We start from the raw sequence: 22,744 nt of genomic DNA, 5'->3' as shown, positions 1-22,744 counted from the left end.
CGAATGGCGCGGCGTTGTTTTTGTGGGGGTGGGGCGTTGCCTTCCAGTGGCGCATCCGTCCCATCAGCCTGCCACCGGCAGCCACCAGGGCCGTAGCCATACCGGCGGCGAGGCCGACGGGGATATCCGATCCGGTGTGAGCGAGATCACCGCCCGAGTTGTTCGTCGGAGGCTGGCTTGACCCGTCGTCACCGGCGGGCGGGATGCTCCTGCCTGGGGCCGGTGCGGGGTGGTCGGAGGAGTCATGGTCTGCACGGACGTCTTCGTGGTGCGCGGCGTTGATGCATACAGCGCGCCATCGTGAACTCACCGTCCAGGCCCACGTGTCAGTGGTGGCGCAGCGGGATTTGCCGCTCACAATTCGTCGCGGACACAGGAGTTCGCGGAAGCGTTCGGGGCGGCCGACAAGGCCCTTGATGAGGTGTCGTCGGCATCGGCTGCGGAACCGATGGCTCTGGCGACACGGAAGGACCTGGATTCCCGGCACACCGAGCCCGCCACAGCCCTGACGGAAGAGATCTGGCTCCCTGATGCATAAGGGGCCGCAGGTTACGGCTGGAGGTCACAAGGCCCCGCCCCACGGGCCCCTATGGTGTCCACTCCGTCCACTGCGTCCGCTCCGCCCACTCCGCCGTCCGTCACCTTCGTGCCGGAGAAGATCCTCGGCAGTCCTCAGAGGTGAATTGGGAGCCGGATGCGCGAACACGCAACCACGGGCCGCCCCGTGAGACGCTCGCCACACCTTGCTGGCGACCGCCTGCTGAGCCACCCACGCGAAGATCCACTCCGGCTCGCCTCCCGAGCGATCCCAGAAATGGATCAAGGGCCCGATCCGCGATGCGAATCAGGCCCCTGACCTGGTGTTCCTTCAGTCGGGGTGGCGGGATTTGAACCCACGACCTCTTCGTCCCGAAGCAATTCGATCAACCGTCCAGGCTTTGGCTGGCGGGTTACTGACCTGCGTGGGAAGTCCGCAGACGTTCGGGGTTGTTCGCTGGTGTACGCACCCGTTGTCACACAGTTAGACACTCAGCTGTCACGCAGAACTGAGCGGAAGCCGCCTTCGGCGTCTGCGACCTACCAGTGTCGGCTTCGCCGAGGGCTGCAACACCCCGGGGTGTTACAGCCGTCTGTGACCGGACAGCCCGGACAGCTCCTGTTTCTACTGTCCGGGGCGTTTTTCCTGGTCAGGGCTCTAACCGGACACTCGGACAGTCGGGACACCACCTGGTCATGCCGATGGAGGATTTCTGGCGCTCAGGGCTCACGGTCGGATATCGATCAGCCATTCCTTGATGGCGAAGGCTGGTGGCTGTGTCGCCACGTGGGGGCGGATGGCTGATGAGATGGCCCCAGCGGGTTCGTCCAGCGGTGCCGGTGAGCAAATCAGTGTCAATGCAGGTCAGCGGGCCAGCTCGGTTCCTTCCCCAGGCATGCGTGCGAAGCTGGATACGGTGAGCTGCCGACGGTGGCCGCCTATGGGACGGATGAAGGGGAGAGCACGTGCCGCAGGCCAGTCCGCGAGGTACGTACTTGCAGATCTCGGAGTCTCTCCGCCGGAAGATCGAGGAGGGCGAGATCAGTGAAGGTCTGCCGTCCGAGGCGGAGCTGATGAGCATGTACGGGGTCGGCCGCAGCACCATCGGGCGAGCACTAAAGGCGCTCAAGGCTGACGGCACCATCGAGCCCGTTCAGGGAGCTGGGTGGTACGTCACAGGCACAGGCGACCGTCGGCCGCTGGTCGAGCGAGTGACGGACCTCCTGCGGGCCGACGGCACACAGGTTGGCGACACTTTCCCCTCGGAGAAGGAGCTCTGCGAGCGGTTCGGGGTGTCCCGTACGGCAGTGCGTTCTGCGATCGCGCAGATGGAGGGGCAGGGACTCATCGCGATGGGCACGAGCCGCCGGCGTGAAGTGCGCGCCCTCCCGACCGCAGCATCCGGCTCGTAGGCTTGGTCACCATGGATCTCACCGATAGGGCTTACGGCCTCGCTGAATCGCTGCTCTCTGAACCACTGCCGCGACGATGGTCGCACTCCCTCGGTGTCGCCGAGCGCGCCCGCTCTCTCCAGCCGATCCTGGGAGAGGACGCCCGCCTCATGGAAGCAGCCGCCGTCCTGCACGACATCGGATATTCGCCGCGTATTGCGTCCTCGGGCTTCCATCCTCTTGATGGGGCCCGGTTCCTTCGTGACCAGGAAGGCGTGGACGAGCGGGTTGTTCGCCTCGTCGCGCATCACTCTTGCGCTCTGTTGGAAGCTGAAGAACGCGGACTCCGTGACGAGTTGGCGGGTGAGTTCGAATTGGAGCGGCCGGAGTTGGTTGATGCGCTGATCTTTTGCGACATGACGACAACCCCAGACGGCGGTCACACGACGTCTGAAGCCCGTGTCGCTGAGATCGTCAGCCGGTATGGCCCGGACACGATAGTGGGCCGCTTTATCCAGCGTGCCGCCCCCGAGATTCACGCCTCTGTGCAGCGCATCGAGAGCCGCCTCGCTGCTGACGCGGATTCGAACTAACCGATGTAGGGCGCCGTTCGCGTTCGGTCAAGGCCGTGCGTAATTCGGAGCCGCATCGACGGATGGATGTCCAGCTCATCGAGGTCCGTTGGGGGCACCCAGCGGACCTCTTTGGACTCAGAACTCGTGCGCAGTGTGCCGCCAACGGGGCGCGCGTGAAAGCAGATGGAGAACTGCTGACGTACTTCGCCGTCGTCGTATGCCATGACGTGCTGAGGGTCGGTATAGATACCCACAATGTCCTCCACCACGACAGAGATCCCGGTCTCTTCCTCAACCTCACGCACGACCGTCTGCGCAATGTCCTCACCGGCATCATGCCCGCCACCGGGCAGTGCCCACCGGTCGTTGTCCGTCTTGTGGATGAGCAGCAGGCGCCCGCTGTCGTCGCAGACCACCGCTGTCACTGAGGGAACCACCGAGTTGGCCTCAGGGGCATCGGGATCGCGGTAGTAGTCGATTCGGGTCATGCCTGGTGCCTCAGCAATCGGTAGGTGAAGAGATGGGGCGGGCTGATTGCCAGACCCGTTCGACGCTCTCAGCATACGAGTCGAAAAGCTCGCCGCCTGGGACTCGTTGCAGGTGTAGCACAGGGGCCAAGTACGCGCCGACGCCGTACAGATGGCCGTTCGCCAGCATCTCGTTGTCGGCTCGATAGATGGAGTTGTAGAGGGTCGTTCCGTGAAGGCGAAATTCAACTCCGGGTAGGCCGAACAGACTGCTGTAGTTGACGAGCGCATTGCGGATCTTTCCAGCCATCGCCGCGCCGATTCCCTCGTCCCTGCCTCGTACTGCGACTGCTTCGCTCTCAGGCTCGCCGAGCATGAAGCGGATCGGGACGCCGGCCGCGGACTTCTCCTTTACCACTCGCAGGAAGGCGGGATCCTCGGTCAGCCAAAAGCCGGAGTAGACCAGCACGTCAAAATGCCGTGTTGCCTGCGCGTAGAGGGTGGGCCACATGCTCTGCATCACAACGGAACGATGTGGATACAGCTTGACCACCTCGGCGTTGCCCGATGCGGTGATTTGCGCGGACGTGCGCTCATCTGGCCACAGGTACGAGACTTCAACTTTGAGCAGTGAGGCGACTGCGTACTGGAATCGCCGATAGCGCTTGCGTTCCGGCTCGTTGATCCAGCGTTCCACCGTCTTGGAAGCGACACCTAGACGCTCTGCCACTTCGTCTAAGGACAGGCCGAGATCCACGATCGCACCGCGCAACCGCTCGTTCGCCACACCAACCCCCCGTGGCTCGGGACGACTTGGGACGACTTCACCGTATCGAGTCGTACCTGACTCGTACAGAGACGGAGTCGAGCGTCTGGCGCAAGCGGAGCAATCTCTAAGTAGCGCCGGTCGGAGCAGTCGTCACCGAGCAGCACCCCGAAGGGCTTGACGGGTGCACCTTCGACCGGCATGGTGAGAGGCATGTAATACATGCATCGCTTCGCGTGGTGCAGTGCTTCCACCGTTCAACGACAACTCCACAGCGTGATCCACCGCATCGGGACAGCCGTGACTGCACCGGCTGAGGCGGGTGGAGACCCGTCGGCAGTAGTAGTCACCACGTGGCTATATCGGACGCCGTGCCACGATCTGTGGGGATTGCCCCACAGGGAGCGCTAGTCGCAGGACTGGACCGACGCGAAAGAACGACGCGGCACCACCACACCTTTTCGTCGCCACGACGTCCGGGAGGGGACTCCCCGGACCGAGCGCGGCCCGCGTCCATTCGAGACCCGTGGCCCTTGGTAGGGGCCATCTGCACCGCTTCCACCACTCCGCAGCGCCTTCTACGCACTGCGGCCGGTTACCTCCCCCTCCCGTCGCGTACGACCGGGCCGAGGAGAGCTGGAAGAACGTGCTTCGCCCGGGGCGATCGCCTCTCGCCAAAGACCGCGACTGCCCCGGCTTCTTCGTCCCTTCGATGACAAGGAGTCGCACATGAATGCCGCGACCTTCGCCGCTGTCTTCATCGCCCTGTACGTCGCTCACAGCGTGGGCGACCACTGGGTTCAGACCTCCCACCAGTCGGCCGCGAAGGGTCGCCCCGGCTGGATCGGCCGTCTCGCCGACGCTCGCCACGTCGCCACCCTGACCATTACCAAGCTCGCCTTACTCCTCCCCGTAGCCGCGCTGATGGGACTGCATCTGTCGGCACTCGGACTCGTGATCGGCCTGGGCGTGGACGCGGTAGCCCACTGGTGGGCCGACCGCCGGAGCACGCTGGCGTGGCTGGCCAAGGTCACCGGCAAGACCGAGTTCTACAGCCTCGGCACCGCCGCTCATCCCGCGCACCCTGTCACCGCCGAAGGCAAGCCGGCCGCTCATCTCGGCACCGGCGCCTACGCGCTGGACCAGTCCTTCCACCACCTGTGGCTGCTCATCGCGGCCGTTCTGATCGCCACCGTCTGACCGCGCCACACACCAGGAGACACACCATGACCAAGCGCCCCTTCACCTCCCAGTCCACTGGCCCGGTCGTTCTCGGCCTGGACCTGCCGATGGGCAGCATCCATGTCCAGGTCATCGACAGCATCACGAACGCCAGCGTGGTCCTGCGCACGGACGACGAGTCCGGTCCGGCCGCCGACGCGATCAACCGGGCCCGTAGCAGCGAGAGCGGCCAGACCATGGCTGTGGAGGTTCCCGAGATCCCCGGCGACGTGATGATGCAGAGCATCCGGGGCAACCACGTCGTCCAGAGCATGGGCACGGTCTACGGTTCGGTCACGGGCATGACCATCGTCAATGGTCGCGTCATGGCGGGTGGTGGCACTGCGACGATGACCAGGGTCAGCCCGATCCAGGCCATCGTGAGCCTTCCCGCTGGTTCCTCTCTCGCGGTGGTCTCCCAGTCGTCCGATGCCCGCGTTCACGGTGACCTGGAACGGATGGAGTTCCGCTCCATCTCCGGCGATCTGACCATTGATGGGGCGCGCCAGCTCAAGGCATCCAGCACCTCCGGTGATCTGATCGTGGGCCGCGTCTACGACCGCCTCTCCGCCCGGTCGGTGTCCGGTGACATCTCGGTGGACACCTACAGCGGCTCCGACGCCGAACTGACCTCCACCTCTGGCGACATCGCCGTACTGGCCACCAGCCGCGCATCCGGGGTCATGAGCGCCAACACCGTCTCCGGTGACATCCACTTCAGCGGCAACCGGGCGGTCCGCGTCAGCGCTCACAGCGTCTCCGGCCGCGTTCGGACCCGCTGAACCTACTCCGCACCATCAGCCCCGCCGGGGTGGCCGCCTCTCGCCAAAGACCGCGACCGCCCCGGCATCCCTTCGACTCAAGGAGAGCCCCACATGCGTACGTACATCGGCGACCAACAGGTCGTGTCCACCGGCGAGTTCGAGGAGCTGGCCTTCGGATTCGACGAGTTCCCGCTCGGCCTTGACCGTGAGCTGTTCCTCAGCCCGTTCGAGCCGGAGACGGCCGACGAGCGTGCGGCCCGCCTGGATGCGGCCGCCGACATCCTGGTGGACCTGCGGCAGCAGGGCGAGCACGGCGACGAGATCGCCGCGTGGGACGCCCTCTACGCCGATGCCCTGACCGCCGTTGCGCCGCTCCGGCGCGTGCGCCGCACCCGTCGTTCGGTCGGAACGGGGGAGGCGGCATGAGCCAGACGCTGACGTTGCTGGCGGCTGCGGCGCCTCTGGCGGCCGGATGGTCCCTGCACTCCCGGCGGCTTCACCGCCGCATCGAGGCGGCCCGCAGGGATCCGCTGACCGGTCTGCTGACCCGTGACCCGTTCCAGGCCCGTGCTCGGAAGATCGCGGCGGCTGGTGCGTTCGCTGTGGTGGTCATTGACCTGGACGGCTTCAAGCAGATCAACGACACCTACGGCCACGCTGCCGGAGACACTGTGATCGCTGCGAGCGGCCAGCGTCTGGGGGAGTGGAGCCGCCGCCACAGCGGGGTGGCCGGCCGCCTCGGTGGCGACGAGTTCGCCGCCGTCATCCGCGTCTCCCGGACACGGGAGCTGCGCGCCGCCATGAATGCGCTGATCGCATTGCTCGGCGAGCCGGTGGAGTTCGAGGACCACCTGATGCGGGTGGGGGCCTCGGCCGGAGTCGTCCAGCAGCACACCGGTAACGGCTTCGCGGACCTGTCGCGGTTGATGCGGCGCGCGGACGAGGTCATGTACGGGGTCAAGCAGACCGGAGGCGGCTGGATGGCCGCCTCCCACGCCACCCCCGCCTACCGGACGGTCAACGGCCGCCGCGACGGCCGCCCCGGCACGGACAGCGAAGCGGGGGCAGTCGAGTGAAGTTCGCGACCATGAGCCCGTCGCAGATCCGCGCGGCTGAGCGGACGCTGTCCATCGGCACGTGGGCGATCACCTTCGGCGCCGTGGTCTTCTCGGTCCTGACCGTCACCCCGCTCGTGCAGCGGGTCACCCCCGACGGCTGGGGCTGGACGGCGCCGATCCTGCCCATCGTGGTGGACGCCGCCGTTGTCATCGTCGTCCGGCTGGATTCGACGGTGGCTCGCCTGGGTGGGGACAGCGGACGGTGGCCGGCCGTCCTGCGCTGGATGACGGGTCTGATGACCATCGGCCTGAACATCGGCGACTCCGCCCTGAACGCCGATCTCGTTGGCGTCGCCGTTCACTGCGTCGCCCCGCTCCTGCTCATCGTGACCGCCGAGGCGGGGCTCGCCTACCGCCGGGCGATCACACGGGCCCTGGCCCGGATCGACCGTGAACAGCAAGAGCAGGCAGAGCGTGAACGCCAGGATCGCCAGGCCCGTGAACAGCGTCAGCGCGAGGAGCGTGAACAGCAGCGCGCCGCCCGTGAACGCTCCGAAAACGCTGCCCGTGAACAGGCTGAGCGGTTGGAGCGTGAACGCCTCGACCGTGAGGCGGAGGAGCGGCGGGAAGTCCGTGAGCACGCCGAACGCATGGAGCGTGAGCGCCTGGACCGTGAGGAGCGCCAGCGTCGGGAGGAGCGCGAGGAGCGCGAGCGTATCCGCAGGGAGAGGCAGGAGCGGGCCGACCGCGAACAGGCGAAGCAGGAGGCTGCCGAGCGGGCTGAACGTCTGGCCCGTGAACAGCAGGCCCGTGCCGCTCGTGAACACGGCGAGGCGACTGTTCGTGAACGGCGTCCACGTCCGCAGCGGACAGGCCGTGAACAGTCCTCGCCGCAGCCGGTGAACACCAAGCCTGAGGCCGAGAAGATCCCGGAGGACGCTGCCCGAGAGGCTGTGCGTGTCGGGTTCGCGGCGGGCAGGTCGGTGCGTGAGACCGCCGAGTTGACCGGCTGGTCGGTGGGTTGGGTCTCTACCCGCTACCAGGAACTCAAGCCCGCCGAGCACGGCGGGGATGAGGCAGCGGCCGCCTGATGGCCGCCCGCTTCTACGACCCCGACGGCACGCGCTACGGCATCCCCACCTACCCGTTCCGGCTGGCCCCGGACGGACTGGCGACCCGTCGCCAACTCCGCGCCAAGGGGCTCCGGCCGGGCGGCCAGGACATCGCCGCCCAGATCCTGTGGCGCTCACGCCGCTATGGCCGACGCGTCCGCGTCGCCTACCTCTACCGCCTCGACCTGGCCCGACCGGTCAGGCCGATGACCCCCGCGAAGTGGGCGGCCCTCGCGAAGGCGAACGCCGCCCGCCGTACCTGCCCCGACTGCCAGTTGGACGCTGGGTACTGCATTCCGACCTCGCTCGGCATGTGTGTGACCTGCTTCTACTCCGAGGAACAGCGCGCCGCCTAAGTCCACTTCGAAGGAGCATCACCATGCGTCCCGTCACCTTCCACTCTCTGGTCCGCTACACCGACAGCAACAGCACGGCGCACTGGCGTCCGGAGCGGATGACGGTCGACACCGCCCGCCGGCACATCCGCCGGGGTCGCCACTGTGCCGCAACCGTCCACGTCTACGAGACGACCGACCGGGGCGGAAGCAGCTTCCACGTCGCCTACGTCCACTTCGGCCCCGGCCGCTGGGACAACGCCGACTTCGTGACCGACATCTACGAGATCCCCACCGAGGCCCTGACCGAGCTCTGAGAGCTGGGGCCCGGACGTCTGCCGGCCAAAGCGCCGTCCGGGCCCCTTCGCCTCCCGTTTCCGGAAGGAAGCAGCAGTGAATCACGACGACGAAAACGAACTGTTCAACCGCCTCGAAGCTGACATGGCCACCGGGTCGGGGGCCGATGTCGTCGACCTCGACAAGGCACGCTCGGCCCGCAACGAGACGGCCGACGCCCCGAAGCCCGATGCGGACCAGCCCGGCCCAGACGAGTCGGGTGACCCGTCGGCCCCGGTGAGGGTGGACGGACCCGATGTCAAGGGCCCCGGCTACCTCGGTCGTCTGATGGGTGCCACGCGTCGGGCGATCGTCCCGGAGTGGCTGAAGTCCACGGCCGAGCTGAAGACCGTCGCGACCTGGGTGGCCAGCCACTACGGCCACATGGCCGGGTACCACGCGCTCCGCTCCCCGGTCTACGCTGCCCGGCTGGCGCTCCAGGCGCCGCGCGGGGCAGCGAAGTTCCTGGGCAGCACGATGCGCTGGGTCTCCGATGCGGAAGGCGACCCGGTGCGCCGCGCCATGGTGGCCAAGGAGGATGCGGCCACCTACCTCAAGCTGTCCCGCCAGCGTGACGGCCGGGTGCGGCTGCGGACCCTGGTGGCCATCCTGGCGATGTTCGTTGGCCTCGGTGCTGCGCTGGCCCTGTACGTGCTCGCCCCGGCCTGGCTCATGACCGTCTCTGTCAGCGCGGTGGTGCTGGCGCTGGGGTGGGCGGGGGAGTCGGCCGACGCCCCGGTCATCAACCGCGCGGTGGAGCTGCCCAAGGCCCAGAAGCTCACCTCTGACATCGTCCTGCGGGCGCTGGGTGCGTTGGGGATCCCGGCGATCAGCCAGGCTCAGTCCAAGGGCCGCGAGGGGTTCACGTTCACCGCCCCTATCACCCGCGACGGTCCGGGCTGGCGGGCTGAGGGTGACCTGCCGTATGGCGTGACGGTCACCGATGTCATCGAGCGGCGCGACAAGCTGGCTTCGGGGCTGCGCCGGCCGTTGGGCTGCGTGTGGCCCGAGGCGGTGCCGGACGAGCACACCGGCCGCCTGGTGCTGTGGGTGGGCGACCAGGACATGTCCAAGGCCAAGAAGCCCGCCTGGCCGCTGGCCAAGTCCGGCACGGTGGACCTGTTCAAGCCCGTGCCGTTCGGCACCGACCAGCGCGGACGCTGGGTCAGCGTCACGCTGATGTACATCGCGGGCATCATCGGCGCCATCCCCCGCATGGGCAAGACCTTCCTTCTGCGCCTGCTGCTGCTCATCGCGGCCCTGGACCCGCGGGCCGAGCTGCACACCTACGACATGAAGGGCACCGGCGACCTGGACCCTGTCGGTGACCGCGTATCCCACCGGCATGCCGCCGGGGATGACGATGAGGCGATCGAGTACGCCATTCGCGACTTCCGCGACCTGCGCAACGAGCTGCGGCGCCGCACCAAGATGATCCGCTCCCTGCCGCGCGACATCTGCCCGGAGTCGAAGGTGACTTCGGAGCTGGCCAGCAAGAAGGAACTGGGTCTGCACCCGATCGTGATCGGGGTGGATGAGTGCCAGGTCCTGTTCGAGCACCCGAAGTACAAGGACGAGTTCGAGGAGATCGCGACCGACCTGGTCAAGCGCGGTCCGGCCACGGGGATCGTGCTGCTGTTGGCCACGCAGCGGCCGGATGCCAAGGCGCTGCCCACCGGCATCTCGGCGAATGCCTCGGCCCGCTGGTGTTTGAAGGTCATGGGCCAGCTGGAGAACGACATGGTCCTGGGCACCAGCGCCTACAAGCGGGGCGTGCGCGCCACGATGTTCTCCTGGGCCGACAAGGGCATCCATTACTTCGTCGGCGAGGGTGCTGACGCCCGGATCGTCGGCTCCGTCTACGTCGATGGCGTTGGCGCCGACGCCATCTCGCTGCGGGCGCGCAAGGCCCGCGAGGACGCCGGCACCCTCTCCGGCCACGCGCTGGGGGAGGAGCTGGAAGCCAACACCGCAGCCTCGTACGACCTGCTGCGCGATCTCCTGGGCGTCGTCCCGGTCGAAGAGGCCAAGGTCTGGAACGAGACCGTGGTGGCCCGCCTGGCGGAGCTGCGGCCCGAGGTCTACGGCGAATGGGCCGCCGAACAGCTCACCGCCGCCCTCAAGCCGTATGGCATCGAGACCGTCCAGATCGGGCGCCGCATCAACGGCAAGGTCGTCAACCGGCGCGGCATCGAACGCGCCCACATCACCGCCGCAGTAGCGGAGCGTGACGGAAACCGTGACGCCGGATGAGGCTCCGGGGCCGCTATCGCTAGCAGTGACCCTCGCTAACGTTAGCGGCCCCGCTAGCGCCTCACACCGCATCTGATCAGGCTGCTAGCGGATAGCGGCCCACCTGCGGAAACCCTCGAAAACCGCCCTGGAGGCCGTTCGTGACCCCCACTGCCCTCGCTATCACCTTCCCACTCATAGTCACACTCTGTTATGTAGCTCTGTGTGCGGTCAGCCCGTTCGGCGACTGCCGCAAGTGCAAAGGCTTCGGCTACGCACTCAAGAAGGACCGTCGCGGGCGCCTGCGTCCCGGCAAGACCTGCCGCCGCTGTCACGGCGACCGCAAGCGGATCCGCGTCGGCCGCCACCTGTTCAACGTCGCCATGCGCCTGCACCGCGACGGCACCCGCTGATGCGCCGCGCACTGCGCACCGCCGCCCTCATCGTCCTTCTGGGCGTCGCGGTCGCCTCCTGCCCCCACAACCACACCGACCCACGCCCTGCTCCCACCTTCCAGAAAGGAGTCCCGGCATGGCCGTGACCATCTCCCTCGTCGGCATCTTCGGCCTGGTCCTGTTCTTCCTGCTGCGCTCGAAGACCCTGGGCTACGGCTCTGCCTTCATCGCCATCATGTTCGGCTTTTTCCTCGCCTCCACCGGCGCCTCCGGCCCCATCAACCAGCTCACCCACGCCGTCCTCGACGCTGTCCGGAACCTGTAGGAGGCCCGGCCGTGAACGAGCCCACCGCGTCCCACGGGCTGCCCGGGCACCAGGCGGCGGCCATCGAGATCCACCACCCCACCCCGATCACGCCAATGCCGGCCGTCCCGCTCGTGCCCGTCCAGCCGGGCACCGTCCCGGCCGTGGCGAGCGTGGTCCTGCCGGACGGCCGGGTCGTGACCGGCTACGCCATCGAGTCCGCCAAGCCCAAACCGGCCGCGGCCAAGCCGGCCATCTCACGGACGGCGGTGAACATCGGGCTTGGAGGCATCGGGTTCGCCGCCGTCTGCGGCGGGCTCGTACTGCTGACCACGTTCATCGCCGCGCTCGCCGCGCTCATCCACCAGCTCGTCATCCTCGCCGCCGTCATCTTCGGCGGCTGGGTCGCCGTCCAGGTCTTCAGCGCCACCGGTCACCACCAGGGCACCACCACGGTCAACATCCGTAAGGCCGTCATCAAGCGCAACCGCTTCCACAACTAATCAGGAGGAACCCGCATGTTCAACGAGTACTGCGACGAGTGCGCCGACTACGGATGCCCCGGCCACGAGCTGTGTGACCGGTGCACCGGCGACATCTGCAACGAGTGCGGAGGCTGTGACTGCCCCGAGTCGGCCTGCCCCGGCTACATCGCCCACTACACCGGCAAGGAGTACTGACATGGCGGCGACTCGCAGGCCGGAAGGTATCGCGGACACGGCCGCTGAAGCAGTCCGCAAGTTCAACCACGCCACTCTGCCCACCCCACGCTCCCGCACGGGCAGCCTCCGCTACCCCGGGCAGGCGTACTCCAGCGTCGCCGCCTTCAAGCGGATGGCGCAGATGCTGCCCCAAGCCTTCGACCAGACCAGCGCTTGCCTCACCCGCCTCCACCTCGACGGCACCCTCACTGCCGACCACGGCATGGTCGAGGACCACGTCTTCGACGCCAGGCAGGCACTGACCGAAGCCGCGCACTGCGCGGCCATGCTCGCCGACGCCCTCAACCGCGCACACAGCGCGCTGGCCCCCATCGGCTACAGCGGCGAAATCGACGACTAAATACGCCCGGGGCGGTCGCCTCTCGCCAAAGACCGCGACCGCCCCGGCCGGCGCTCCGGCCTCTCGGCCCGTGCACCGGTTCTCCGTCCCTTCGACAGAACTGGAGAACTCCATCATGACGTATGACCACAAGACCGCCTTGCTGGCCGCAGCTCTGGACGCCGCCGCACGCGGATGGCACGTCTTCCCGCTGCGCCCCGGAGACAAGCGACCGGCGGTCACCAACTGGTCCGAGCGCGCGACGACCGACCGGCAGCGCATCACCCGCTGCTGGACGCACGCCCCCTACAACATCGGCATCGCCGCCGGTCCCTCCGCCCTCGTCGTCATCGACCTGGACATCAGTAAAGGTCCCGAAGACCTGCCGCCAGCCGACTGGGCGACACCCGGCATCGTCGGTGGCACGGGCGTGCTGGCCGCATTGTGCGAGCGCCACAACCAGCCCTACCCGACCGACACCCACACTGTTGGTACGGGCAGTGGCGGCACGCACCTGTACTTCACCGCTCCCGAAACCGTAGAGCTGCGGAACTCTGCCGGTTCGCTGGGGTGGAAGATCGACACTCGGGCGAACGGTGGTTACGTCGTTGGTGCCCGCAGCATCGTGGCCGGCCACCCTTACGAGACGCGACGCGACACCAGTCCGTCCCCGCTCCCCGGATGGCTGTTGGATCTGCTGCGCCCCGTCCCGCTGCCCCCACAAGAGCCCGTCACCGTGACGCTCACGACCGACCGTCGCGGACGGTGGTTGAAGGCGGCAGTGGACGGTGAACTGGCCCGCGTCACCGGCTCCGGTGACGACCAGCACAACAACGCGCTCTACATCGCCTCCGTAGCCCTCGGCCAGCTGGTCGCGGGCGGAGAGCTGAGTGAGAGCGAGGTGACCGGCTGGCTGCTCACTGCGGCCCTCCAGGTCGGGCAGGGGGAGCGGGAAGCACTGCGCACCATCGCCTCCGGCCTTCGGGCCGGGGCGGCGCGTCCGAGGACGGTGGCCGCGTGAGTGCCAACCCGATTCCCCCGCTGCACCTGTACTCCGTCCCCCGCGACCCGCAGGCCACGCCCGAGACACCGCCGGTACGGGAACGGCCTCGGACCGCATGGACCGCCGATCAGCTCATGGCTGCGGAATTCCCCGAGCCGAAGTGGGCCGTGCCCGGCATCCTCGCCGAAGGCGTCAGCCTGCTTGCCGGGCCGCCCAAGGTCGGAAAGTCCTGGCTCTCCCTCGGCCTTGGCCTCTCGGTCGCGGCCGGAGGCAAGGCGTTCGACTCCGTCCCGGTCAAGGGCGGCCCGGTCCTTTACCTCGCGCTGGAGGACACCCCGCGTCGCCTCCAGACCCGCATGGGCAAGCTCCTGGGCGGACAGAAGGCGCCGGCCGGTCTGACGCTGGTCACCGAATGCCCGCCCTTCCCGCAGGGTGGCAGCGACGCCATCGCCGGATGGCTGGACCGCAACCCGGACGCCCGCATGGTCGTCATCGACGTGTTCGCCAAGATGCGCGGCCAGGCCCCGCAAGGCGTCTCGGCGTACGACGCGGACTATGTCGCCGTCGGCTACGCCAAGCGCATCGCGGACCACTACGGCATCGCCGTGGTCCTGGTCCACCACGTCCGCAAAGCCGGGTCTGAGGACTTCCTGGCGGAGGTCTCCGGCACCAACGGCATCGCCGGAGCCGCTGACGCCACGCTCGTGCTCAAGCGTGCCCGTGGGCAGGCGGATGGCATCCTGCACGTCACCGGCCGCGACGTGAACGAAGCCGAATACGCGCTGTCCTTCCAGGAAGCCTCCGGGGCCTGGCACTTGCTCGACGGGCCCGCCTCTGACCACACCGTCGGCGATACCCGCGCCGCCATCCTCCGCTACGTCCGGAGCAACCCTGGAGCGAAGCCGAAGGACATCGCGGAAGCGCTCCCGCAGGCCGATGCGGACACCGTGCGCCGCACGTGCTCGCGCATGGCGGCGGACGGTCAGTTGGCCAAGGACGGCAGCGGTCGGTACTACCCGGACACCGAGACCCGGACACAGGGCACACCAGAGGTGTCCCAGCTGTCCGACTGTCCGGTTGACCCATCTGACCTGCAAGAACTACCCGGACAGCAGGAATGGGAGCTGTCCCACCTGTCCGACTCCGGCGCATCGCACAACGTAGGGAGGACCCCGTGACCCTCGCCGTACCTGAGCGGAACTCGCTTGCTGAACCCCTCCTCTACAGCGTGAGGGATGCCAGGAAGGCCCTCGGAGGAATGAGCCACACCGTCATTTACGACCTCATGCGCAGGGGGCGCCTGCGGTCGGTCAAGGAAGGCCGTTCGCGCCTGATCCCCGCGTCCGCCATTGAGGAGTACGTCGCGCTGCTGGAGCGCGAGGCAGGAGAGCAGAAGTGACCAAGCGCCGCAGCAGGGGAGACGGCGGACTCCACTGGGACGAGAAGCGCCAGCGTTGGATTGCCACCGCCAGCCTGGGCTACGACCCCAGCGGGAAACGCATCGTGAAGCGAGGCAGCGGCAAGACCAAGACCGAAGCCAAGAACAAGCTGAAGGAAGTTCTTCGAGACCATGAAGACGGGCTCGCCATCGCGCCCACCGGCTACACCGTGGAGAACGCGGTGAACGACTGGCTGATGTACGGGCTGGCTGGCAGGGACAAGGGCACGCTCGACAACTGCACGATCCTCAGCCGGACCCACGTGATCCCGTCGCTCGGTGCTCGGAAGCTCCGGGACCTGAGTGCGGAGGACGTGGACAAGTGGCTTGCTCAGAAGGCGAAGGCGCTCAGCACGCGGACTCTTCAGAGCATTCACTCGTGCCTGAACCGCTCCGTGAAGCGAGCCATGGCGCGGGACAAGGTGAAGCGCAACGTAGTGGAGTTGTGCTCCGTCCCTACGGGACAGCTGGGGCGTCCGTCCAAGGCTCTGACACTCACGCAGGCCGAGACAGTACTGAAGGCCGCTGAGCGCACGTCGATGCACGCGTATATCGTGCTGGCGCTGCTCACCGGAGCGCGTACCGAAGAGCTGCGGGCCCTCACGTGGGATCACGTCTTCCTCAAAGGCGACCCGGCCGCGAGTCCGCCAGTCCCGCCGTACATCGCGGTGTGGCGGTCCGTCCGTACCGGTGGCGACACCAAGACGCGGAAATCCCGGCGCACCCTCGCGCTCCCGGCCCGCTGCACCGACGTGCTCTGGCAGCACTGGGAGGAACAGGGGTGGGACCGGCTGGCTGCCGGCGACGACTGGGAGGAGAACGGACTCGTCTTCTCGTCGGCCGTCGGTAAGGAACTCGATTCGACCAACGTCCGGAGAGCCTTCCGCCAAGCGATCAATAAGGCGGAAGGAGTGAACGCCAAGGAATGGACCCCACGTGAGCTACGCCACAGCTTCGTTTCGCTGCTGTCGGACAGTGGCGTCCCGCTCGAAGAGATCTCGCGTCTGGTCGGGCACTCCGGGACGGCGGTCACTGAGGAGGTCTACCGGAAGCAGATCCGGCCCGTGATCCAGACGGGAGCGGTCGCCATGGACGGCATCTTCAAGGTGAATCCGGAGCGCTAGTCACGCAGTTAGTCACGCACAACGCAGGAGAGCCACCTACGAAAAGTCGTAGGTGGCTCTGACCTGTGTTCCTTCAGTCGGGGTGGCGGGATTTGAACCCACGACCTCTTCGTCCCGAACGAAGCGCGCTGCCAAGCTGCGCTACACCCCGAAGCAACGAGCTCTACTTTAGCGGACCGATCCCCGTAGGCGAAATCCGGTTCCGAGAGAGACGTGGGGAGGGCCTGACCTGGTCGATCGCGATGGTGATCACGGGGAGGAGGCAGCTCGCCAGGGCGGTGGTGAGGGTGGTGGTGAGGCTGCCGGGGCGGGTGCCGGTCGTGGTGGGGAGGGCGAGGGTGGCGGCGAGGTAGAGGAGGGGGTACGCCGGCCACTGCCAGGCGTGGCGGGGGCGGAAGCCGCGGGGCGTGGTGAGCAGAAGCCAGTCGGCGAGGGCGGCGAGCGGGGTGAGCGTGGTGAGGAGGAGGGAGGCGAGGGGGTGGGCGGGCGTGCCGGGGGTGGGGCTCGGGAGGGCGAAGGCGGTGGTGGAGGTGGCGGGGACGGCGTGGTGGAGGACGGCGGTGAGGGTGAGGAAGGAGAGGGCGGCGCCGGTGAGGCCGGGGCTCAGGGGGCGGCGGCCGGTCCAGGCGCGGTGCGCCGAGGCGACGGAGACCAGGGTGGCGGCGAGGCCGGCCTGCGCGGTGAAGGAGGCGAGCAGGCGGACGGGGTGGTGGGTGGCGACGGCCTCCAGGACCAGGCCGGTCAAGGCGGTCGCGGTGATCAGGAGGCGGTAGACGGCGGCCAGGGGGTGGCGGGTCGCGGGGGCGACGGCCGCGGCGGGAGTCCGGGCGGCGGCGCCGGCCGGACCGGTGGCGTGGCGCATGGACTGCGAGGTCCGGTTGGGGTCGGACATTCCTCCACGTTAGGGGGAGGGGGCCGCAGTGAGGAGGGGGACCCTTCGGGCGCTTTGCCCAGCGGGAAGGAGGCCCCTCCGGGCGGTGCGCCCACCAGGAGGGAGATCTCTTCCGGTCGTTCGCCCACCAGGAGGGCGACCCCTCCAGGCTGTTCGCCCTACTGGGAGGAAAGCCCGACGGGACAGCCGGACGGGAAAAGCTCGCCAGGAAGGGCCTCCAGGAAAGGCCTCAGGAAGGTCCTTCGGATGGGGTTCGCCCCACCGGGAGGAGAGTCCGCCAGGAAAGCCCTCAGAAAGGGCCGCCGGGAGGGGTCTCCCAGAAGGTCCTCCGAGGCGGCGCACGCCCGGAGTAGGCGCGGGGGGCCCGCCCCGGATCAGGCGTGCGTCTCAGTCGCGGGCGGTGAGGGTGAGGAGGGTCGCTTCCGGGGGGCAGGCGAAGCGGACCGGGGTGTAGCGGTTGGTGCCGCAGCCGGCGGAGACGTGGAGGTAGGAGGTGCGGCCGGCGGCGGTGTGGGTGGACAGGCCCTTGACCCGGTCGGTGTCGATGTCGCAGTTGGTGACGAGCGCCCCGTAGAAGGGGATGCAGAGCTGGCCGCCATGGGTGTGGCCGGCCAGGATCAGCGGGTAGCCGTCGGCGGCGAAGGCGTCCAGGGAGCGCAGGTACGGGGCGTGGACGACGGCGAGGGAGAGGTCGGCGCCGGCTTCGGGGCCGCCGGCCACCTCGGCGTACCGGTCGCGCTTGATGTGTGGGTCGTCCAGTCCGGTGAGGGCGATCTCGACGCCCTCCAGCTTGAGGCGGCCGCGGGTGTTGGACAGGCCCACCCAGCCGGCCGCGTCGAAGGCGTCGCGCAGTTCTTCCCACGGGTTGTGGACGGCGCCCACGACGGGAGCGTTGCCGTTGAGGCCGTGGCGGCCCTGGACCCGCTCGATCAGGTAGCGGGCCGGGTTGCGGAGCTTGGGGCCGTAGTAGTCGTTCGAGCCGAAGACGTAGGCACCGGGGAACTCCATCAGCGGGCCGAGCGCGTCCAGGGTCTCCGGGACGCCCTCGGGGTCGGAGAGGTTGTCACCCGTGTTGATGACGAAGTCGGGGCGCAGCCCGGCCAGCGACTGCAGCCAGCGCTGCTTCTTGCGCTGGCCGCTGACCATGTGGATGTCCGACACCTGCAGGACGCGCAACGGGCGCATACCGCGCGGCAGTACGGGAACCGTGACCCGCCTCAGGCGGAAGGAGCGGACTTCGTAGCCGGCGGCGTAGGCGAGGCCGGCCGCGCCGACTGCGGTCAGGGTCAGGGGTACTCCGTATCGCGCGCGCATGGGTCCCATCGTCGCAGAGTGGCGAGGAGTCGGTACACCGGGAGGGGCGGGCCGGGCCCGTACGGGTGCGGGCGCGTATGGGGCAGGGGCGCCTACATGTGCGGGTGCCGTTCGCGTACGGGGCCGGGCGGGTGTCGTTCGCGTACGGGTGCCGTTCGCGTACGGGTGGGGGCGCGTACGGGTGGGGGCCCGTACGGATGGAGGGCATAGGGGCGGAGGCCCATACGGGTGGGGGTGGGTCCGGCGGCTCGGCGGGACCCGGTGGGTCGTGGGCTCGCGGCGGGGGCCGGGAAAAGGCGCGGCGGTTGTCGGTGGGTGGAGGCATACTCGACGGCATGACCACGCTCAAGTCCAAGCTGCAGCACGACCTCACCGAAGCAATCAAGACGCGCGATGAGCTGCGTTCCTCCACCCTCCGTCTCACGCTGACCGCGATCCAGAAGGAGGAGGTCGCGGGCACGGAGGCGCGCGAGCTGTCCGACGGCGAGGTCGAGAAGATCATCGCGCGGGAGGCGAAGAAGCGCCGGGAGGCCGCGGAGGCGTTCGACCAGGGCGGCCGGAGCGAGTCGGCCGCGCGGGAGCGCGCCGAGGGCGAGCTGCTCGCCGACTACCTCCCCAAGCAGCTGACCGACGAGGAGCTGGAGTCGCTGGTCGCGGCGGCGGTGGCGGAGGCCAAGGGCAGCGGCGCCGAGGGGCCGAAGGCGATGGGCGCGGTCATGAAGATCGTCAACCCGAAGGTGGCCGGGCGCGCCGAGGGCGGCCGGGTGGCCGGAATGGTGAAGAAGCTGCTGGCCGGCTGAGCGTTCCGGACGCAGTTCCGCACCGCACCGCACCGCACCCGCAAGCGTCCGGACTGAGGCGCCCATCCGAGGCGTCCGGACTGAGGCCCTCACCTGTCAGGCGTAACCCGTCAGGCGTACGGACGGAAGTCCTGGCCGGCTGAGCAGCCCGGCCAGAGGCCCTCACCCGTAGGCGAACGGGCGGAGTTCCCTCACCCGCGGCGTACGGACGGAAGCCCTCACCCGCGCCGTGCGGGCGGAAGCCCCGGACGCCCGCGGTGAAGGGCGAGACGGACGACGAGGTGACGGACGACGAGGTGACGGACGAGGGGCCGCCCCAGCACCGGCTGGGGCGGCCCCTCGCTTGTCTCTCGGTCCCAGGAGGCGGGCGCCAACCGGGCCGCTACCACCCGCCGTTGCCGCCACCCAGGATGTCGGGCCAGCCGGGCAGGTGCCAGCCGCCGCCGGGCTTGTTGTCGCCGCCGTGGCCGCGGCCCGGCTTGTGCTTGCCGCTGCCCTTGTCGTCGCCCGAGGCCTTGCCCTTGTCGGGGTCGTCGATCGGGACGGTGGGCAGGGCGGGCGCGGGCCGGCCGGCCAGGGCGCCGGTCATCGCGTCGCGCCAGATGGGGCCGGGGGTGTCGGCGCCGTAGACCTTGTCGTGGGCCACGCCGCCGATGGTGATGTTGTACATCTTGCGCTGGTGCTGGGGGTCGCCCACCCAGACGGCGCCGGCCGCGTTCGGGGTGTAGCCGACGAACCAGGCGGCGTAGCGGCTGTCGGTGGTGCCGGTCTTGCCGGCGCTGTCGCGGCCCTTGAGACCGGCCTCCTTGCCGGTGCCGTCCTCGACGACGCCCTTGAGGAGGGTGTTGATCGTGTCCGCGGTCTTCTTGGACATCGCCGTACGGCAGCTGGTCTGCGGGACCTTCAGGGCCCGGCCGCGGGCGTCGGTGATCGACTCGATGGCGACCGGCGAGCAGTACTCACCGCCGTTGGCGAAGGCGGCGTAACCGGCCGCCATGGTCAGCGGGGACATCTCCTGCACCCCGAGCGTCATCGCCGGAACTTGCTGCAAAGGCTTGCCGTCGGCCCGCTCGATGCCCATCTTCTGCGCCATCTTGACCGCGGGGCAGATGCCGATGTCGCTGATCAGCTGCACGAAGTAGGTGTTGACCGACTTCGCGGTCGCCTCCTTCATGGCGTACGGACCGACCTCCTTCCGGTTCTCGTTCTGCGTCGTCTCGCCGTTCCCGTGCCACTCGCCGTCACAGGTCTGCACCGGGCTCGGGTACGGCATCCGGTACGGCGAGGGGTACTCCTGCTCGGGGCTGGTGCCCTGTTCCAGGGCGGCCGCCGCGATCACCGGCTTGAAGGTCGATCCGGGCTGGTAGCCGGCGCCGCCGCCCATGTCGTGGTCGACCGAGAGGTTGAGCATGGTCTGGTTCCCGCGGAAGCCGTACGGCCGCGACTGGCCCATGCCGAGGATCTTGCCGGTGCCCGGCTCCACGATGGTCGCGGCGGTGGCGACCGGGTCGTCCTCGTAGACGTGCTTGCCGATGGAGTCCTGGATCGACTTCTGGGTCTGCCGGTCGAGGGTGGTGCGGATGGTCAGGCCGCCCTGGTCCCAGCGCTTCAGACGGGCCTTGCGGGTCTTGCCGAAAGTTCTGTCGCTGAGAAAGACCTTGCGGATGTAGTCGCAAAAGAAGCCGGCGCCGTCGGTGGCGGTGATGCAGCCGTTCTTGGGCCGGCTGATCGCCAGCTTGATCGGCTTCTTGGCGGCCGCGTCGGCCTGCTCCTGGGTGATGTTCTTCAGGTCGGCCATCCGCTGCAGCACGGTGTTGCGCCGCCGGGTGGCCTCCTGCGGGTCGTTGACCGGGTCGTAGCGGCTGGGCGACTGGACGATGCCGGCCAGCAGCGCCGACTCCTCCAGGTTCAGGTCCTTCGCGTGCTTGCTGAAGTACCGCTGGGCGGCCGCCTCGACGCCGTACGCCTGCTCGCCGAAGAAGGTGATGTTGAGGTAGTTCTGCAGGATCTTGCGCTTGCCGAGCTCCTTCTCGACCTGGATCGCGTACTTGAGCTCCTTGACCTTGCGGCCGATCGTCTGCTGGGTGGCCTGCGCGACCTTGTCCGGGTCGTCGCCGGCCTCCTCGACGAAGACGTTCTTCACGTACTGCTGGGTCAGCGTCGACGCGCCCTGGGAGACGCCGCCGGACTGGGCGTTCTTGTTCAGCGCCCGCAGGATGCCCTTCACGTCGATGGCACCGTGCTGGTAGAACCGCGCGTCCTCGATGGCGACGATCGCCTGCTGGATGTACGGCGACATGTTCTTCAGGCTCACGACCGTGCGGTCACGGGAGTAGACCTTGGCGATCTCGTTGCCGTCCGAGTCCTGGATGGTGGTCCGCTGGCTGAGCGGTGGCGTTTTGAGGTTCGCCGGGATCTCGTCGAAGCCCTCGACCGAACCCTTGGCGGCGAGGCCCAGCGCCCCGGCCGCCGGCAGCGCGATACCGGCGAGCACCGCTCCGGCCAGGACGCTGACACCGAGGAACCTGGCGGTCCGCTGCGTCGTGGACAGACCCCCGCCATCGCGCTTCTTAGCCATGGGGGCAGCCTAATCCGTTGCCACATACGTGCGGACGGAGCGGGGGGCCCGGGGCCGTTCGGGCACCGGATGGTGACTTCGGGGCGATGCGGTCGTGACCTCGGCGGCGAGCCGCACGTGTTCTCCGTCCCCGGCCGAGCCGGCCGCCGGGGCAGCCGCGCGGCGGTCTTCGTATCCGGCCGGATCTGATCTCCGTGCTCGGCCGGATGTGATCCGTCGATGGCCGTACGGCCGCAGTCGCGGCGCACGTGAGGCGCCGAGGTTCCCATTCGCCGGACAGGGGCGCACCTGTTCGCTTAGCCTGTACTCAGCTGCCACAGCCGAATGGTTACGCCTCAGTTCGTCAACCCCCACCTCTCGCGGACCGAGCCCCCAGGTGTCCGCGTGTGCCGACAGAAACCCCGTGTCAGGGCGGCGAACTGTCCCGCCTTGTGCGCAATGTGACGTATGCCGCACGGTCACTCCGTTGGGTGATCTGCCGCGTACGCATAGTCCGTTCGGGCCATTCAAGATTGGGCCCGAAGGGGGTGTTGCGCCCTGTCCGCCTTCCGTAACGTCCTCAACTGGCAACGGTGAATATGCCGTTTGCCGCCGTGGGGGAGCCTCGATTCGGGAGAGGACGGCGCCAGCATGAGCTGGGTAACCGACTGGAGTGCACAGGCAGCCTGCCGCACTACCGATCCGGACGAACTGTTCGTTCAGGGTGCGGCGCAGAATCGCGCCAAGGCGGTGTGCACCGGATGTCCGGTGCGTACGGAATGCCTGGCCGACGCCCTGGACAATCGGGTGGAATTCGGCGTGTGGGGTGGAATGACCGAGCGGGAGCGGAGGGCGCTGCTGCGTCGCCGCCCGACGGTGACGTCATGGCGTCGCCTCTTGGAGACGGCGCGCACGGAATACGAGCGCAGCACCGGCATTCTGCCGATGGACTGTGAGGACGAGACCTTCGACGAGTACGCCGCGGTCGGATAGCCGGACGGCCGGGATGCACCGGCCGGCGGAACAGGGCCGACCGGCGGAACAGAACACCGGTGAAGTGCGGTGCCGGGCGCGCCCGGTG

At 68.4% G+C, this 22,744-nt stretch carries 26 protein-coding genes and 1 tRNA gene; 21 read left to right on the top strand and 6 right to left on the bottom strand.

Translation table 11 applies throughout. From position 1 onward, the window contains the following. Window positions 1–1,503: 1,503 nt before the first annotated feature. On the top strand, window positions 1,504–1,950 hold the full coding sequence (locus AB0E02_RS08695; protein WP_362137273.1) for a GntR family transcriptional regulator: 447 nt from the start codon (window positions 1,504–1,506) through the stop codon (window positions 1,948–1,950). Window positions 1,951–1,961: 11 nt separating this feature from the next. Next, complete coding sequence (locus tag AB0E02_RS08690) at window positions 1,962–2,522, top strand: HD domain-containing protein (protein WP_362137272.1); 561 nt, start codon at window positions 1,962–1,964, stop codon at window positions 2,520–2,522. Here the strand turns inward: AB0E02_RS08690 and AB0E02_RS08685 are convergent. Together AB0E02_RS08685 and AB0E02_RS08680 are read right to left on the bottom strand one after the other, a co-directional pair. Next, window positions 2,519–2,992, bottom strand: coding sequence for an NUDIX domain-containing protein (locus tag AB0E02_RS08685; RefSeq protein ID WP_362137271.1), 474 nt, complete (start codon window positions 2,990–2,992; stop codon window positions 2,519–2,521). The genes AB0E02_RS08690 and AB0E02_RS08685 overlap by 4 nt on opposite strands. 10 nt (window positions 2,993–3,002) lie before the next feature. Next, on the bottom strand, window positions 3,003–3,758 hold the full coding sequence (locus AB0E02_RS08680) for a helix-turn-helix transcriptional regulator (protein WP_362137270.1): 756 nt from the start codon (window positions 3,756–3,758) through the stop codon (window positions 3,003–3,005). Window positions 3,759–4,466: 708 nt separating this feature from the next. Here AB0E02_RS08680 and AB0E02_RS08675 point away from each other — a divergent pair. From AB0E02_RS08675 to AB0E02_RS08595, 17 genes are all read left to right on the top strand, one after another. Further along, the gene (locus AB0E02_RS08675; protein ID WP_362137269.1) at window positions 4,467–4,937 is read left to right on the top strand and encodes a transcriptional regulator; all 471 of its coding nucleotides are present in this window, start codon (window positions 4,467–4,469) and stop codon (window positions 4,935–4,937) included. A gap of 26 nt (window positions 4,938–4,963) precedes the next feature. Continuing rightward, window positions 4,964–5,740 carry a DUF4097 family beta strand repeat-containing protein gene (locus AB0E02_RS08670; RefSeq protein ID WP_362137268.1) on the top strand — a complete coding sequence of 259 codons (777 nt, stop codon included), beginning with the start codon at window positions 4,964–4,966 and terminating at the stop codon, window positions 5,738–5,740. Between the two features lie 93 nt (window positions 5,741–5,833). After that, window positions 5,834–6,148, top strand: a complete 315-nt coding sequence (locus tag AB0E02_RS08665) for a hypothetical protein (protein WP_362137267.1) — start codon at window positions 5,834–5,836, stop codon at window positions 6,146–6,148. Continuing rightward, window positions 6,145–6,798: a GGDEF domain-containing protein gene (locus AB0E02_RS08660; protein ID WP_362137266.1), complete on the top strand. Its 654-nt coding sequence runs from the start codon at window positions 6,145–6,147 to the stop codon at window positions 6,796–6,798. Before AB0E02_RS08665 ends, AB0E02_RS08660 begins: the two co-directional genes overlap by 4 nt. Then, on the top strand, window positions 6,795–7,871 hold the full coding sequence (locus tag AB0E02_RS08655) for a DUF2637 domain-containing protein (protein WP_362137265.1): 1,077 nt from the start codon (window positions 6,795–6,797) through the stop codon (window positions 7,869–7,871). Before AB0E02_RS08660 ends, AB0E02_RS08655 begins: the two co-directional genes overlap by 4 nt. Beyond that, on the top strand, window positions 7,871–8,248 hold the full coding sequence (locus tag AB0E02_RS08650; protein WP_362137264.1) for an RRQRL motif-containing zinc-binding protein: 378 nt from the start codon (window positions 7,871–7,873) through the stop codon (window positions 8,246–8,248). Before AB0E02_RS08655 ends, AB0E02_RS08650 begins: the two co-directional genes overlap by 1 nt. 23 nt (window positions 8,249–8,271) lie before the next feature. After that, complete coding sequence (locus tag AB0E02_RS08645; protein WP_362137263.1) at window positions 8,272–8,544, top strand: hypothetical protein; 273 nt, start codon at window positions 8,272–8,274, stop codon at window positions 8,542–8,544. A gap of 76 nt (window positions 8,545–8,620) precedes the next feature. Next, entirely contained in the window at window positions 8,621–10,816 is a 2,196-nt protein-coding gene (locus tag AB0E02_RS08640; RefSeq protein ID WP_362137262.1) for a cell division protein FtsK, read from the top strand. Between the two features lie 140 nt (window positions 10,817–10,956). After that, a complete protein-coding gene (locus AB0E02_RS08635) occupies window positions 10,957–11,208 on the top strand; it encodes a hypothetical protein (RefSeq protein ID WP_362137261.1) in 252 nt (83 codons plus the stop codon). Window positions 11,209–11,326: 118 nt separating this feature from the next. Then, window positions 11,327–11,515 (top strand): hypothetical protein, encoded by a 189-nt coding sequence (locus tag AB0E02_RS08630; protein WP_362137260.1) that lies wholly within the window; start codon window positions 11,327–11,329, stop codon window positions 11,513–11,515. 11 nt (window positions 11,516–11,526) lie between these two features. Continuing rightward, the gene (locus tag AB0E02_RS08625; RefSeq protein WP_362137258.1) at window positions 11,527–11,997 is read left to right on the top strand and encodes a hypothetical protein; all 471 of its coding nucleotides are present in this window, start codon (window positions 11,527–11,529) and stop codon (window positions 11,995–11,997) included. A gap of 15 nt (window positions 11,998–12,012) precedes the next feature. After that, window positions 12,013–12,174, top strand: a complete 162-nt coding sequence (locus AB0E02_RS08620) for a hypothetical protein (RefSeq protein WP_362137257.1) — start codon at window positions 12,013–12,015, stop codon at window positions 12,172–12,174. 1 nt (window position 12,175) lies between these two features. Next, window positions 12,176–12,556, top strand: coding sequence for a hypothetical protein (locus AB0E02_RS08615; protein WP_362137256.1), 381 nt, complete (start codon window positions 12,176–12,178; stop codon window positions 12,554–12,556). 115 nt (window positions 12,557–12,671) lie between these two features. Beyond that, window positions 12,672–13,556, top strand: coding sequence for a bifunctional DNA primase/polymerase (locus AB0E02_RS08610; protein WP_362137255.1), 885 nt, complete (start codon window positions 12,672–12,674; stop codon window positions 13,554–13,556). Further along, a complete protein-coding gene (locus tag AB0E02_RS08605) occupies window positions 13,553–14,716 on the top strand; it encodes an AAA family ATPase (RefSeq protein WP_362137254.1) in 1,164 nt (387 codons plus the stop codon). The genes AB0E02_RS08610 and AB0E02_RS08605 overlap by 4 nt, the downstream gene beginning before the upstream one ends. Then, complete coding sequence (locus tag AB0E02_RS08600) at window positions 14,713–14,937, top strand: helix-turn-helix domain-containing protein (RefSeq protein WP_362137253.1); 225 nt, start codon at window positions 14,713–14,715, stop codon at window positions 14,935–14,937. The genes AB0E02_RS08605 and AB0E02_RS08600 overlap by 4 nt, the downstream gene beginning before the upstream one ends. Next, window positions 14,934–16,100, top strand: a complete 1,167-nt coding sequence (locus AB0E02_RS08595; RefSeq protein WP_362137251.1) for a site-specific integrase — start codon at window positions 14,934–14,936, stop codon at window positions 16,098–16,100. The genes AB0E02_RS08600 and AB0E02_RS08595 overlap by 4 nt, the downstream gene beginning before the upstream one ends. Before the next feature lie 77 nt (window positions 16,101–16,177). On the opposite strand, the gene AB0E02_RS08590 is transcribed toward AB0E02_RS08595, so the two are convergent. From AB0E02_RS08590 to AB0E02_RS08580, 3 genes are all read right to left on the bottom strand, one after another. Continuing rightward, a tRNA-Pro gene (locus AB0E02_RS08590) sits at window positions 16,178–16,251 on the bottom strand. Between the two features lie 12 nt (window positions 16,252–16,263). Next, window positions 16,264–16,992 (bottom strand): integral membrane regulator, encoded by a 729-nt coding sequence (locus tag AB0E02_RS08585; RefSeq protein ID WP_362137250.1) that lies wholly within the window; start codon window positions 16,990–16,992, stop codon window positions 16,264–16,266. A gap of 387 nt (window positions 16,993–17,379) precedes the next feature. After that, window positions 17,380–18,306, bottom strand: a complete 927-nt coding sequence (locus tag AB0E02_RS08580; RefSeq protein WP_030801414.1) for a metallophosphoesterase — start codon at window positions 18,304–18,306, stop codon at window positions 17,380–17,382. A gap of 335 nt (window positions 18,307–18,641) precedes the next feature. Here AB0E02_RS08580 and AB0E02_RS08575 point away from each other — a divergent pair, with 335 nt between their 5' ends. After that, window positions 18,642–19,106, top strand: a complete 465-nt coding sequence (locus AB0E02_RS08575; protein ID WP_362137249.1) for a GatB/YqeY domain-containing protein — start codon at window positions 18,642–18,644, stop codon at window positions 19,104–19,106. Between the two features lie 382 nt (window positions 19,107–19,488). On the opposite strand, the gene AB0E02_RS08570 is transcribed toward AB0E02_RS08575, so the two are convergent. Continuing rightward, window positions 19,489–21,684, bottom strand: coding sequence for a transglycosylase domain-containing protein (locus AB0E02_RS08570; RefSeq protein WP_362137248.1), 2,196 nt, complete (start codon window positions 21,682–21,684; stop codon window positions 19,489–19,491). Between the two features lie 630 nt (window positions 21,685–22,314). Here AB0E02_RS08570 and AB0E02_RS08565 point away from each other — a divergent pair. After that, window positions 22,315–22,656: a WhiB family transcriptional regulator gene (locus AB0E02_RS08565; protein ID WP_030412585.1), complete on the top strand. Its 342-nt coding sequence runs from the start codon at window positions 22,315–22,317 to the stop codon at window positions 22,654–22,656. Window positions 22,657–22,744 lie beyond the last annotated feature (88 nt).

This window comes from Streptomyces sp. NPDC048196 (genome assembly GCF_040652715.1).
In the GTDB taxonomy this organism is placed as follows: Bacteria; Actinomycetota; Actinomycetes; order Streptomycetales; family Streptomycetaceae; genus Streptomyces; species Streptomyces siderophoricus.
The sequence above is the reverse complement of the archived record's forward strand: the minus strand, read 5'-3'. Positions and strand labels throughout refer to the sequence as shown.

Coding starts and splice junctions, on each gene's coding strand:
- AB0E02_RS08630 (WP_362137260.1), top strand. CDS start 11,327: ATGGCCGTGACCATCTCCCTCGTCGGCATCTTCGGCCTGGTCCTGTTC.
- AB0E02_RS08615 (WP_362137256.1), top strand. CDS start 12,176: ATGGCGGCGACTCGCAGGCCGGAAGGTATCGCGGACACGGCCGCTGAA.
- AB0E02_RS08565 (WP_030412585.1), top strand. CDS start 22,315: ATGAGCTGGGTAACCGACTGGAGTGCACAGGCAGCCTGCCGCACTACC.
- AB0E02_RS08670 (WP_362137268.1), top strand. CDS start 4,964: ATGACCAAGCGCCCCTTCACCTCCCAGTCCACTGGCCCGGTCGTTCTC.
- AB0E02_RS08685 (WP_362137271.1), bottom strand. CDS start 2,992: ATGACCCGAATCGACTACTACCGCGATCCCGATGCCCCTGAGGCCAAC.
- AB0E02_RS08660 (WP_362137266.1), top strand. CDS start 6,145: ATGAGCCAGACGCTGACGTTGCTGGCGGCTGCGGCGCCTCTGGCGGCC.
- AB0E02_RS08675 (WP_362137269.1), top strand. CDS start 4,467: ATGAATGCCGCGACCTTCGCCGCTGTCTTCATCGCCCTGTACGTCGCT.
- AB0E02_RS08585 (WP_362137250.1), bottom strand. CDS start 16,992: ATGTCCGACCCCAACCGGACCTCGCAGTCCATGCGCCACGCCACCGGT.
- AB0E02_RS08570 (WP_362137248.1), bottom strand. CDS start 21,684: ATGGCTAAGAAGCGCGATGGCGGGGGTCTGTCCACGACGCAGCGGACC.
- AB0E02_RS08610 (WP_362137255.1), top strand. CDS start 12,672: ATGACGTATGACCACAAGACCGCCTTGCTGGCCGCAGCTCTGGACGCC.
- AB0E02_RS08690 (WP_362137272.1), top strand. CDS start 1,962: ATGGATCTCACCGATAGGGCTTACGGCCTCGCTGAATCGCTGCTCTCT.
- AB0E02_RS08620 (WP_362137257.1), top strand. CDS start 12,013: ATGTTCAACGAGTACTGCGACGAGTGCGCCGACTACGGATGCCCCGGC.
- AB0E02_RS08650 (WP_362137264.1), top strand. CDS start 7,871: ATGGCCGCCCGCTTCTACGACCCCGACGGCACGCGCTACGGCATCCCC.
- AB0E02_RS08580 (WP_030801414.1), bottom strand. CDS start 18,306: ATGCGCGCGCGATACGGAGTACCCCTGACCCTGACCGCAGTCGGCGCG.
- AB0E02_RS08645 (WP_362137263.1), top strand. CDS start 8,272: ATGCGTCCCGTCACCTTCCACTCTCTGGTCCGCTACACCGACAGCAAC.
- AB0E02_RS08665 (WP_362137267.1), top strand. CDS start 5,834: ATGCGTACGTACATCGGCGACCAACAGGTCGTGTCCACCGGCGAGTTC.
- AB0E02_RS08575 (WP_362137249.1), top strand. CDS start 18,642: ATGACCACGCTCAAGTCCAAGCTGCAGCACGACCTCACCGAAGCAATC.